Annotated in this window: 12 protein-coding genes and 1 riboswitch; of the genes, 11 read left to right on the top strand and 1 reads right to left on the bottom strand. The window is 43.0% G+C overall.

Going from position 1 to position 12,620, the window contains the following annotated elements; all coding sequences use genetic code 11:
- The 5 genes from infB to QZZ35_RS01825 all read left to right on the top strand — a co-directional run.
- On the top strand, positions 1–2,125 hold a 2,125-nt coding region (gene infB / locus QZZ35_RS01845), incomplete at its 5' end, for a translation initiation factor IF-2 (RefSeq protein WP_291235900.1).
- Positions 2,126–2,135: 10 nt separating this feature from the next.
- On the top strand, positions 2,136–2,504 hold the full coding sequence (rbfA, locus tag QZZ35_RS01840; protein ID WP_291234374.1) for a 30S ribosome-binding factor RbfA: 369 nt from the start codon (positions 2,136–2,138) through the stop codon (positions 2,502–2,504).
- Positions 2,505–2,506: 2 nt separating this feature from the next.
- Positions 2,507–3,472 carry a DHH family phosphoesterase gene (locus QZZ35_RS01835; protein WP_291235899.1) on the top strand — a complete coding sequence of 322 codons (966 nt, stop codon included), beginning with the start codon at positions 2,507–2,509 and terminating at the stop codon, positions 3,470–3,472.
- On the top strand, positions 3,465–4,373 hold the full coding sequence (truB, locus tag QZZ35_RS01830; RefSeq protein ID WP_291235898.1) for a tRNA pseudouridine(55) synthase TruB: 909 nt from the start codon (positions 3,465–3,467) through the stop codon (positions 4,371–4,373). The genes QZZ35_RS01835 and truB overlap by 8 nt, the downstream gene beginning before the upstream one ends.
- Positions 4,374–4,388: 15 nt before the next feature.
- Complete coding sequence (locus QZZ35_RS01825; protein ID WP_291234371.1) at positions 4,389–5,351, top strand: bifunctional riboflavin kinase/FAD synthetase; 963 nt, start codon at positions 4,389–4,391, stop codon at positions 5,349–5,351.
- A gap of 58 nt (positions 5,352–5,409) precedes the next feature.
- Here the strand turns inward: QZZ35_RS01825 and QZZ35_RS01820 are convergent, their stop codons facing one another.
- Complete coding sequence (locus QZZ35_RS01820) at positions 5,410–6,243, bottom strand: aminotransferase class IV (RefSeq protein ID WP_291235897.1); 834 nt, start codon at positions 6,241–6,243, stop codon at positions 5,410–5,412.
- Between the two features lie 127 nt (positions 6,244–6,370).
- On the opposite strand from QZZ35_RS01820, the gene QZZ35_RS01815 reads away from it, so the two are divergent.
- The 6 genes from QZZ35_RS01815 to QZZ35_RS01790 all read left to right on the top strand — a co-directional run bounded on the left by QZZ35_RS01815 (position 6,371) and on the right by QZZ35_RS01790 (position 12,611).
- Entirely contained in the window at positions 6,371–7,717 is a 1,347-nt protein-coding gene (locus tag QZZ35_RS01815; RefSeq protein WP_291235896.1) for a putative DNA modification/repair radical SAM protein, read from the top strand.
- Complete coding sequence (locus QZZ35_RS01810; RefSeq protein WP_291235895.1) at positions 7,714–8,484, top strand: TIGR03915 family putative DNA repair protein; 771 nt, start codon at positions 7,714–7,716, stop codon at positions 8,482–8,484. Before QZZ35_RS01815 ends, QZZ35_RS01810 begins: the two co-directional genes overlap by 4 nt.
- 42 nt (positions 8,485–8,526) lie before the next feature.
- Positions 8,527–9,129 carry a Maf family protein gene (locus QZZ35_RS01805; RefSeq protein WP_291235894.1) on the top strand — a complete coding sequence of 201 codons (603 nt, stop codon included), beginning with the start codon at positions 8,527–8,529 and terminating at the stop codon, positions 9,127–9,129.
- Positions 9,130–9,195: 66 nt separating this feature from the next.
- Complete coding sequence (locus tag QZZ35_RS01800) at positions 9,196–10,479, top strand: hypothetical protein (RefSeq protein WP_291235893.1); 1,284 nt, start codon at positions 9,196–9,198, stop codon at positions 10,477–10,479.
- A 67-nt stretch (positions 10,480–10,546) separates the two neighbouring features.
- A riboswitch (FMN riboswitch) is annotated at positions 10,547–10,660 on the top strand.
- A 156-nt stretch (positions 10,661–10,816) separates the two neighbouring features.
- Positions 10,817–11,950, top strand: a complete 1,134-nt coding sequence (gene ribD / locus QZZ35_RS01795) for a bifunctional diaminohydroxyphosphoribosylaminopyrimidine deaminase/5-amino-6-(5-phosphoribosylamino)uracil reductase RibD (RefSeq protein WP_291235892.1) — start codon at positions 10,817–10,819, stop codon at positions 11,948–11,950.
- A gap of 4 nt (positions 11,951–11,954) precedes the next feature.
- Entirely contained in the window at positions 11,955–12,611 is a 657-nt protein-coding gene (locus tag QZZ35_RS01790) for a riboflavin synthase (RefSeq protein ID WP_291235891.1), read from the top strand.
- The last annotated feature ends 9 nt before the right edge of the window (positions 12,612–12,620 follow it).

Here is a 12,620-nt window from a genome sequence, read left to right as displayed (position 1 = left end):
CAACAATAATAATGGCGGACAGAATCGCCAGGGAGGAAATGGAGAACGTCGTCCATTTAATAATAACAACGGCGGACAGAACCGCCAGGGCGGATATAATAACAATAATAATCGGGATAATCGCGGAGGAAATCGCGGATATAATAACCGTGGTGAAGGCAAATTCAATCTGGACAGTGCCATCAGCAAAGAGGTTGTTGTATCTAAGGATACAAGCCGTGAAAGCCGGAGAAATTATAAAGACAAAGAAAAGCCGGTTAAGAGTGTGACAGACGGAAGAACAAACAGCAAGAAAGGATTCGGAGGAAAACCGTTATCTAAAAAGACAGATCTTCAGAAACCTGTACAGAAGCCGAAGCCGGCAGCAGAAAAAGTGACAAATATTATTCTTCCGGAAGTTGTTACAATTAAGGAACTTGGTGATAAGATGAAGATTTCCGGTGCCGAGATTGTAAAAAAACTGTTCCTCAGCGGTAAGATGGTGACTCTGAATACAGAGATTACTTATGATGAAGCAGAAGAAATCGCATTAGAATATGATATTCTCTGTGAACATGAGGTTGTCATCGATCCTATCGAAGAAATTCTTAAAGAGGATGAAGAAAACGAAGACGATTTACAGCCAAGACCACCGGTTGTCTGTGTTATGGGTCATGTTGACCATGGTAAAACATCTATTCTGGACGCAATCCGTAATACACATGTAACAACAGGGGAAGCTGGCGGTATTACCCAGCATATCGGTGCTTATGTTGTCGATGTCAAAGGTGAGAAGATCACATTCCTTGATACTCCGGGACATGAGGCTTTCACAGCAATGCGTCTTCGCGGTGCCCAGTCCACAGATATCGCGATTCTCGTTGTTGCCGCAGATGACGGTGTTATGCCTCAGACTGTTGAAGCGATCAGCCATGCAAAGGCAGCAGGCATCGAAGTTATCGTTGCGATCAATAAAATTGATAAACCAAGTGCCAATGTTGAACGTGTAAAACAGGAATTGACAGAATATGAACTTGTTCCGGAAGACTGGGGCGGTACAACTTTATTTGTTCCGGTATCCGCACATACAGGTGAAGGTCTCGACGATCTTCTGGATTCTATTCTCCTTCAGGCAGAAATGTGCGAATTAAAGGCAAATCCAAACAGAAGAGCCCGTGGTCTTGTTATTGAAGCACAGCTCGATAAAGGTAAAGGTCCGGTTGCCACAGTACTGGTACAGAAGGGTACACTCCATGTGGGAGACTGCCTCGCAATCGGTTCTGCTTATGGTAAAGTTCGTGCCATGGTGGATGATAAAGGACGTCGTGTAAAAGAGGCAGGACCATCAATTCCGGTTGAGATCCTTGGTTTAAATGATGTTCCGGAAGCAGGAGAAGTCTTCCTTTCCACAAATACTGAAAAAGAAGCACGTACAATTTCTGAGACATTTATTGCTAAAAAGAAAGAAAAATTACTGGCAGATACAAAATCCAAACTTTCTCTGGACGGTCTTTTTGATCAGATCCAGGCCGGACAGATCAAAGAATTGAATCTGATCGTCAAAGCAGACGTTCAGGGTTCTGTGGAAGCGGTTAAACAGAGTCTTCTGAAACTGTCCAATGATGAAGTCGCAATCAAGATCATTCACGGCGGTGTCGGTGCCATCAACGAATCCGACGTTACTCTGGCTTCCACATCAAACGCAATTATTATCGGATTCAATGTGCGTCCGGATAATATGGCAAAGACTGTGGCTGAGACAGAAAAAGTAGATATGCGTCTGTATCGTGTTATTTATAATGCGATTGAAGATATTGAAGCAGCTATGAAAGGTATGCTTGATCCTGAATTCCGTGAAAAGATCATTGGTCATGCGGAAGTACGTCAGACATACAAAGTCTCCGGTGTGGGTACAATTATCGGCGGCTATGTTCTTGACGGTAAGATCGAGCGTCATTCCAAAGTTCGTCTTCTCCGTGATAATATTGTTATCCATGAAGGTGAACTTGCATCTCTGAAACGTTTTAAAGATGATGTGAAAGAGGTTGCAGCAGGTTATGAATGTGGTATGTCCCTTGAAAAATATAATGATATTAAAGAGGGAGACCAGTTAGAAGTCTTTGTTATGGAAGAAGTTCCAAGATAGAGAGGAATATATGAGAAAAAACAGCATTAAAAACACCCGTATTAACGGTGAAGTGCAGCGTGAGCTGGGACGGATCATTTCAAGAGAGATAAAAGATCCGAGAATCTCATCGCTGACCTCTGTCGTAGCGGTAGAGGTGGCTCCGGATCTTAAGAGCTGTAAAGCCTATATTAGTGTTCTCGGTGACGAACAGGTACAGAAGTCAACGATGGAAGGATTAAACAGTGCCATGGGCTTTATCCGAAAGGAACTTGCTCATTCTGTAAATTTACGAAATACACCGGCCATCACCTTTATTATGGATCAGTCGATCGAGTACGGTGTGCATATGTCAAAAATGATTTCAGAGGTAAATAAAGATCTGAAAGAGGACGAATAATTATGAAAAATTTTCTTGATGAGCAGCTCATGAAGAGCCGCACAGTTGCCATTACCGGTCATACACGGCCGGATGGCGATTGCGTGGGTTCCTGTATGGGTCTTTATAATTATATTGTTGAAAATTACCCGGAGATTGAGACGGATGTTTATCTTGAATCTTTTGCTGAGTGCTATAAAGTAATCAGCCGAACAGATGAAATTAAAAAGCCGGGCGATGCGGATAAAGTATATGATTTATTTATTTGTCTGGATACGAGCCAGAAAGAGCGCATGACTGAAAATGCAGAAAAGTACTTTGATCAGGCAAAAATGAGGATCAATATCGATCATCATGTGAGCAATACGGGTTTTGCGGATATTGATCATGTTGTGCCGGATGCAAGTTCTTCATGTGAGGTTTTATATGACCTGCTTGATGATGAAAAGATCAGTCTTGCTGCTGCTGAGGCATTGTATATTGGAATTATCTGTGATTCGGGTGTATTTAAGTACAGCAGTACAGGTGAACACACGATGCAGGTGTCCGGAAAGCTGATGAGCAAAGGTATCAATACAGCCCGATTAATTGACGGCGTATTTTATGAACATACGTATGTGCAGGCAAGGCTTCTCGGACAGGCGCTTTTAAACAGTCAGCTTGTTCTCGGCGGACGCTGCATTTATACGGTAGTAGACAGAGAGATGTTTGCACGTTTTGGTGCCGGACGAGATGATCTTGAGGGAATCGTAGAGCAGCTTCGACTGACAAAAGGTGTGGAGGTCGCCATTCTTATTTCGGAAAATGAAAATGGAGCTGTAAAATTCAGTTTTCGTTCCAAGGATATTGTCGATGTAAATAAGGTCGCATCCATTTATAATGGCGGCGGTCATATAAGAGCTGCCGGATGTACGGTTTACGACAAATATGAAGAACCTTTAAAGAAGTTTTTAGAGAACATAGAAGGGCAGTTGGCAGCGAATGTATAACGGAATCATTAATATATACAAAGAAGCAGGATATACGTCTCATGATGTGGTTGCAAAACTTCGCGGGATATTAGGACAAAAGAAAATCGGCCATACGGGTACACTGGATCCGGAGGCTGTCGGAGTACTTCCGGTGTGTCTTGGAAAAGGAACAAAAGTCTGTGAGCTTTTGACGGATAAGGATAAGGTGTATGAGACGGTCATGCGTCTGGGTGTTGTGACAGATACACAGGATATGACCGGGAACATTCTAAGGGAATCACCTGTATGTGTGAATCGGAATGAAATTGAAGAAGTCATACAAAGCTTTAAAGGAGAATACGCTCAGATTCCACCCATGTATTCTGCTCTGAAAATTAATGGAAAGAAGCTCTATGAACTGGCTCGCGAGGGGAAAACAGTTGAACGTCAGCCGAGAATCGTCCATATTTTTGAGCTGGACATACTGGATATAGATCCGGAGGGTGCTCATGTACATATGCGTGTTCACTGCTCGAAGGGAACCTATATTCGTACTTTATGCCATGATATCGGTGAGAAGCTGGGATGCGGAGCGGCAATGGAAACATTGATGCGTGTGCGTGTGGCCGGCTTTGAAATAAATCAGGCTCTGACTTTGGCACAGGTTGAGAAGCTGGTGGGAGAGGGAAATGTTGAGCAGGCCATTTGGCCGATTGACAGCATTTTTCCTATGTGGCCTATGGGAAGGACGGATGCACAGGCCGATCGGCTTTTGTATAACGGAAATATGCTCTTAAGAGAAAATGTCCGTTTTGAAGATGGGCTTGAACCGAAGAAGGGCGGAAAGTACCGGATTTATGACAGTCATGGTAAGTTTTGTGCGATTTATGTGTACAATGATCGCAGCAAAACTTTTAAAAACGAAAAGATGTTTGTGTAACCAGGAGAATTTGACATGGAATATATTACAGGAACCAGAGATATTCATCTGGAAAATACAGCGGTGGCCCTGGGGAAGTTTGACGGACTTCATCGGGGACACCAGATTTTAATTGAAAAAATAAAGCACTATAAAGCTCAGGGATTGAAAGCCGTCATGTTTACTTTTGACTTTCACCCTGCAGCATTTTTACAGAATACACCGCAGGAGCTTATTTTTACGCGTGAAGAACGTATTGAATGGGCTGAAAAGATGGGGATTGATACACTTATTGAGTTTCCTTTCACAAAAGAAACATCCGGAATAGAGGCTGAAGATTTTGTGAAAAAAGTTCTTGTTGACGGAATGGGAGCCAAAGTTATTGTATGCGGAGATGATTTCCATTTTGGATATAAACGCCGGGGAAATGTGGAAATCCTCTATAAACTGGGTGAAAAATATGGATTTAAGACAGATGTGTGTTCAAAACTTCAGATTGAAGCACCTGTTTTCGAGGAAGGTGTATTTACGGGCAGGATGGAGATGCGGGATGTGAGCAGTACACTTGTTCGCGAGGCGATACGTCGCGGTGATATGGAATTTGCTGCGAAGATGCTGGGAACACCTTTTTCCGTGAGCGGAGAAGTTGTCCATGGAAGACAGCTTGGACGTACATTGGGAATGCCGACGGCCAATGTCATTCCTCCGATGAATAAGATCATGCCTCCAAACGGGGTTTATTCTTCAAGGACAATTGTTGGAGATTATGTTTATCATTCCGTTACAAATATCGGATTTAATCCGACAGTCGCAGAAAACAACAGTAAACGGGTGGAAACATATGTTTACGATTTTTCCGGCAGTCTGTATGGAAAGAAAATTGAAGTCCAGTTTTTCCGCTTTGAACGGCCGGAGATGAAGTTTGAAAGTATTGAGGCCTTAAAGAATCAGATTCATCATGATAAAGCATCCACTATGGAGTTTTTCAGAACAAATTAGAAATAGGGACAGGTTCCGTGACTCGCTGCTTTCGCAGTAAGTCACGGAACCTGTCCCTTTAGTTACGGAATTTGTCTCTATAGGCATCCTGCAGTATTTTTAATGTTTTAGGGTCTTTTCCGCCGATGGGTTTTCCGTCCAGTTCATCAGCGCGGATGCAGAAAGCACCTGAATTACTTATGATGACCTCGTCCGCGTTCTTCAATTCGTCCATTGAAAATGGGGCCTCTATGACCGGAATATTATTTTCTTTTGCCAGAATGATCAAATGTTTTAGTGTGATTCCGGGAAGAATCAGATTGTCTCTCGGAGGTGTATGTAAAGTGCCGTCTTTTAATATCAGAACATTGCTGTGGGCACATTCGGTTACCCGGCCCTGACGGTGAAAGAGGGTCTCCTGACATCCGGCTTCAATACATCGCTGATAGGCAATGACACTTGGAATCAGGTTGAGCGTTTTAATATTGCAGTGGAGAAAACGGGTGTCTTCCATGGAGATCAGTTTATATGTTGTATCCATAGGAACGATCTCATCCGGAACGGTAAAAATCATCAGATTCGGTTTGACCGTTTCCGGAGGAAAGTTGTGGGAACGATAGTAAGTTCCCCGGGAACACTGCCAGTAAATCATTCCTTCGGACAATTCGTTGGCATCAATACATTTTTGCAGTTCTTTTGTCAGAGCTTCCCGTTCCATGTCAAAAGGAATCTCTAAAAGCCGACAGCTGTTGTAGAAACGGTCCAGATGATCTTCAAGAGCAAAAATACGGTTATTGCTAAACATAGCCGCATCATAACAGCCGTCTCCGAAATATACGGCACGATCCAGCATCGGTATTTTCATTTCTTCTAATGGACCGATTTCTCCATTATAGTATCCAACATGTTTCATATCAGACCTCCATAAGCAGTTTTATATTTTTCGTTAAGTATAGCACAAATAAGAGTGAAAATAAAACAGAATATGTGTTTGAAAAACAGAACATATGTGCTATAATATAAAAAAAGGAGGATGCCCGATGGAATATGTAATATCAGATGAACCTTTACAGAGAAAGTTGATGATACTGGCAGATGCAGCCAAGTACGATGTGGCATGTACATCTTCCGGTGTGAGCAGAAGCAGCGGTGGAACCGGTCTTGGAAATTCGAGAGCCTGCGGTATATGTCATAGTTTTGCTTCGGATGGGCGATGTATTTCCCTGCTGAAGATTCTTTTGACGAACGACTGCATTTATGACTGTAAATACTGTAAGAATCGGGTCAGCAATGATGTTCCGAGGGCAACCTTTACCCCTGAAGAGATCTGTCGCCTGACGATTGGATTTTACAGAAGAAATTATATCGAGGGCCTGTTTTTAAGTTCCGGCGTGATAAAGAATCCTCATTATACGATGGAACTGATATTGGAAACCGTGCGCCTTTTAAGAGAAAAGTATGATTTTAAAGGATATATTCACGTTAAGTCGATTCCCGGAGCGGATGAGGATCTGATTTTAAGAACCGGATACTATGCAGACCGTATGAGTTGCAATCTGGAATTGCCCACGGCAGAAGGTCTTAAGAAACTGGCTCCGAATAAGACGCGCCAGTTGATTCTTCAGCCGCTGCGTCAGGTCCAGAAGGGAATATTGCAGAATAAGGAAGAATTGACGATTTACCGTCATACACCAAAGTTTGTGCCGGCGGGGCAGAGTACACAGGTCATTGTAGGAGCGACACCGGAGAGTGATTATGAGATTATTTCGGTGGCAGAGGCCATGTATAAGAAATTTTCCCTTAGAAGGGTTTTTTATTCGGCTTATATTGCGGTCAACAAGGATGAATTGCTGCCGGCAGTGGATACAAAGCCGCCCCTGCTTCGGGAACACCGTTTATATCAGGCGGACTGGCTTATGCGGTTTTACGGTTTCAGAGCGGATGAACTCTTGAGTGAGCAGCATGCATCTTTTAATATAGCACTTGATCCGAAGTGTGATTGGGCATTGCGTCATCTCGATCAGTTTCCTGTTGAGATTAATAAGGCATCCTATGAGATGATTCTTCGGGTGCCCGGCATTGGTGTGACGGGAGCAAGGCGTATATGTCGGGCCAGACGGTATGCGATTTTGGATTTTAATGATCTGAAACGTATGGGGATCGTGTTAAAACGTGCCATGTATTTTATTACCTGTTCTGGGCGCATGATGTATCGAATAAAGTTTAATGAGGATGCCATTACAAAGAATCTTCTGGCGGTCGATGAAAAACTTCCTGTGGAAGTAAGAGAATCTATTTCCGGATATCATCAATTATCCATGTTTGATGATAACCAGGAAAGCAGGTGGCAGATTCCTCTGGATCCGATACGGGAGGTGATTGTGTGAAGACACATAGAATTTATGTATGTGAAGATTCTTTGGAAGGTATTTTGACGGCTGTGCATTTTGCTTATATGAGTCGATACGGTCATGAATATCAGTCGATTCAGGCCGGAGATTATGCGGAACCTTTCCTGTTTTCAGAGATGATCTATGTGGATACAGACATGGAGAAGGCTTCCCGGGTGGCGGATGCAATTATAAAAAAGATATCCTGGTATGCATGGCATATGGTCATGCACGGAGCGATGGCCTGTGATGAAGATAAGGCAGATGTAGTATATCGTTTTCTTATTCGCGGGTTCAGAGAGGGAGGTTGTGTCACTGAACAGTTTGCAGATCCGGCTGTTATGCGTCTGGTGAAATTGTTTCGGGCGGTTCAGAGAGAAGAACTTCATGTCTGCGGATTTATAAGATTTAAAGAACTGGCAGATGGTGTCCTGTTTGCAAATTTTGCACCCAAACATCATCAGCTTCCCCTTATTGCTGAGCATTTTTCAGACAGATATCCGATGGAAAACTGGATTATTTACGATGAGCGCAGACATGAGGCCTGTGTGCATCAGGCTTCAAGCGATTGGTGGATCACGAGAGATGCCATACCTGATCAGAGAAAGATTATGGAAGTTTCAGATGACCAGCGGGCATTTGAGATGTGGTGGAAGGGCTTTTATGATGCGATCGGCATAACAGAAAGAGAGAATCCATCCTGCCGTATGCGCATGATGCCGAAAATGTATTGGAGAAATATGCCGGAGATGATGGGAAAATAATCGGGTCTATGGTATACTTCTATTCAGGAGGAATGACAGATAATGAGCAGAATAATATTAGCTTCCGCATCTCCGAGACGGCGGGAATTATTGCAGCAGATAGGATTAAGGTTTGAAATTATGCCGAGCCATAAAGAAGAGGTGATGCGGGGACAGACACCTTCAGAGAATGTTATGGGACTGGCAGAAGATAAGGCCAGAGATATTTTTGAGAAACTTCCGGAAGAGATGAGAAAAGATGTGCTTGTCATCGGCGCAGACACAGTGGTATCCTTGGACGGAAAGATACTTGGAAAACCGAAGGATGCAACCGATGCACTTTCCATGCTTCGTTTTCTTCAGGGGAATACGCATCAGGTTTATACAGGTGTGTGTCTGGTGACAGCAGAAAGCACACAGGTTTTTTATGAAAAGACGGATGTGACGATGTATGAAGCTTCCGATGAAGAGTTAGAAGCTTACATCCGTTCCGGGGAGCCGATGGATAAAGCGGGAAGTTATGGGATCCAGGGATTGGGAACCATTCTTGTTCGAGAGATTCATGGCGACTATAATAATGTGGTCGGACTACCGGTTTCGGCCATATGGCAGAGACTGACAAAAAACGAAATAACACGAAAGTTTGTAATTGACAACAAAGAATGATTGCATCCATCCCGCAGTCATGATAAAATAGTAAAGGTTAGCTAAAATAGAGATAAGGGGCTTTTTATGTCGAATAATGACTTCGTGGATGCAAAATTCCAACAGTTCGTTCAACAATTTCATACAGAGGAACAGAAAGTATTGCTGGCTTTCTACCGGGAACTTGTCGGGAAACGCAGCATACCGTATAAGATTAAAGATCGTAATTTTACAGTAACTGTTCAGAAAAGTCAGGGATTTTCCATTGATATAGAATTTCAGGATGTTCTTATTGAAGACGGACGTCATCCGAAAGAGATATTTATGGAAAGTCTTAGGGGTGAACGGCTGAGTGACGGTCGCTATCGATTAAGCTTTATTAATGGTCTTGCGGCTCAGACAGAGGGGCAGGTTTCTAAGGAAAGTTCATTTTCTTTTTCTGCTCTTAAGGGAGGCGTTCGTCTGTGGAATTATCATGTCCATATGTTTGATATTTCAGAGACATCTGTAAATCTCCCATGGAAACTTCTCTATGAAACACTGGAAGCGATTCGGGAGAAGCATGCCGTACTCGGCTCGGGTTATCTTAATACACATGAACAAAAGGCCTTGTGGATTTTTAAGTTTATGCGTCCGTATATGCAGCTGTATTTGGATCCGACGACCCAGATCGGTTTTGGAAAATCAACCGTACTTTTTGATGCAGAGCATGTAGAATGGCAGCTGAATCATGAGCGAATGACACAGGCAGCAGAATTTTTTGCCGGTCTTGGGCTTCGAAAACTTTCCTTTTCATTTTCAAAACTTCGTTGGGATGACAGGGAGCTTATACAGGAACTGTTATACACAATGCGCGCATTAAAGGGGAATATTCTTTTTAAGACACTTAAACAGCTGGTAGATGAGTGCGGAAGAAAGTATGATGGTCTTTATGAGTATGATGCGGAAAAGAATAATTTCAGATCCCATGTGCGTGAAAAGATTCAGAGAGTTTTTGAAAGACATGGATGGAAAGGATTATATCCGTCCTTTATGAATGTGACATCTCCTGAATTTATTGAGGTTTCCAGTATCTATAAAAGACGATATACCTATCTGAACGAAAAGTTGAAATTTATTTATTTTGATTTTCTTGAGAGTGTCGTTGATGGAAAATATTATATTACACCGATCACAGGTATGATTCTTCCAAAGAATCGGAATATTGATTATCGGAAATGTACAAGTCTGGACTGTTTCTTTTTGGACGGCGGCCGAAGAAACGGTGCAGTGTTTAATGATCTGACAATTTCTGAAGATATGACACGTAAAGAAATTGGCAGAAAATTAGAGCAATTATCCCTTGTTCTTGACTATCAGACCGGGAATTGATCGGTTGAAGGAATATTGTACTTGACATTGTATAGAAAAAAGGTTATATTATTAACGTATTAATTGAATAAAACTTCAGGGCAGGGTGCAAGTCCCTACCGGTGGTATAGCCCACGAACCGCGAGGCCGATTCGGTGAGATTCCGAAGCCGACAGTATAGTCTGGATGAAAGAAGTATATTAACATGTAATAATACGGGTTTTGTTTGCTTTGCTCTGGAATGATATGTTCCAGAGCTTTTTTGTAAACAGGATTGTTTATTGTGATGTATGGACCATAGCCCTGATATTTGGACTATGGTTTTTTTATTATACCGGAGAAAGAAGGCGCAAAGAAGATGACGGACAATTATCCGGAAGAGCAGAGAAAGATTGATGAGATGTATATGAGACGTGCATTGGAACTGGCAGCGAAGGGCCGCGGCACAACAACACCGAATCCTATGGTGGGTGCAGTTATCGTAAAAGATGGTCAGATTCTTGGTGAAGGTTATCATATACGTGCCGGTGAAGGTCATGCAGAAGTCAATGCATTTCGTGATGCGGAAGGTAAGGACGTTACCGGAGCAACCATATATGTGACACTTGAGCCTTGCTCACATTATGGAAAGACACCGCCTTGTGCGGATAAGATCGTAGAGAAGAAGATTGGCCGTGTGGTTGTAGCAGCACTTGACCCGAATCCTTTGGTAGCCGGAAGAGGTATTGAAAAGATTCGGAAAGCTGGAATCGAAGTGGTTACAGGAGTGCTGGCAGAAGAGTCCATACAGCTTAATGAAGTTTTTATGAAATATATTGTAACAAAGAGGCCGTTTGTTCTGTTGAAAGCAGCGATGTCTCTGGATGGGAAGATTGCGACCGCCGGGGGTGAATCTCAGTGGATTTCCTGTGAAACTTCAAGAGAAGAGGTTCATCATTTAAGACATGAGCTGACAGGAATTATGGCTGGTATCGGAACAGTGCTTGCGGATGATCCGATGTTAAATTGCCGCATACCGGGAGGAAAACAGCCGGTACGTATTATTGTGGACAGTCATTTAAGAATTCCGGAAGATTCACGGCTTGTAACATCAGCAAAGGAATATCCATTGGTTGTAGCATCGACAGAGGCGTGTGATATCGAAAAGAAATCCCGACTGGAAGCAGCCGGTGTGAATGTTCTTCTGGTTCAGGCGGATCAAAATGGCCATGTAGATCTGAACGCGTTAATGGATGTGCTTGGAGAGATGAAAGTGGACAGTATCCTCCTTGAAGGCGGCGGGCGTCTTGCGGAAAGTGCACTTCAGGCAGGCATTGTAGACAAAGTTCAGTTTTATATTGCGCCGATGCTGATCGGCGGTGCACAGGCCAAAACGCCGGTGGAAGGCGAGGGTATCGAGCTTTTAAGCCATGCATGGAAAGTTTCCGATTGGAAAGCAGAAAGAATCGGTGATGATATAAAGATTACAGGTTACATACAGGAAAGAAGGTGAGTGAATGTTTACAGGGATCATTGAAGAGATGGGCGTTTTAAAGGGCGTAAAGCATGGAGCAAAATCTTCCGTTCTGACGATCAGTGCGAATAAAGTGCTGGAAGGCACAAAGCTTGGCGACAGTATTTGTACGAATGGTGTTTGTCTGACAGTGACGAAACTTGGGACAGGTACCTTTGATGCAGATGTTATGGCAGAGTCCATACGAAGAACGAATCTGGGAGATCTTCGACCGGGAGATAAGGTGAACCTGGAACGGGCACTCCGATTGTGTGACCGCCTTGGCGGACATATTGTCAGCGGGCATGTGGATGGCACCGGTAAGGTTTTATCTTTGGAGAGAGAAGACAATGCAGTGTGGGTAACCATTGAAGCTTCACCTGCAATATTAAAATATATTATTGAAAAAGGATCAATTACGATCGATGGAATCAGCTTGACGGTGGCCTATGTGGATTCAAAAGTTTTTAAAGTGTCTATTATTCCTCATACAGGCGAAGAGACAACACTTTTAAAGAAAAAACCGGGCGATAAAGTCAATCTGGAGAATGATCTGATTGGAAAATATGTGGAAAAACTTTTAGCTTACCGTGAAGAAGAATCGGAGCCGGTCAAAGAAACGCTGACAGAAGATTATCTCAGAAAGTACGGTTTCATTTAAATGGGGCTG

The sequence above is a fragment of the Frisingicoccus sp. genome (assembly GCA_016298055.1).
Classification (GTDB): Bacteria; Bacillota; Clostridia; order Lachnospirales; family Lachnospiraceae; genus Frisingicoccus.
This window is presented reverse-complemented; position numbering and strand designations above follow the sequence as displayed.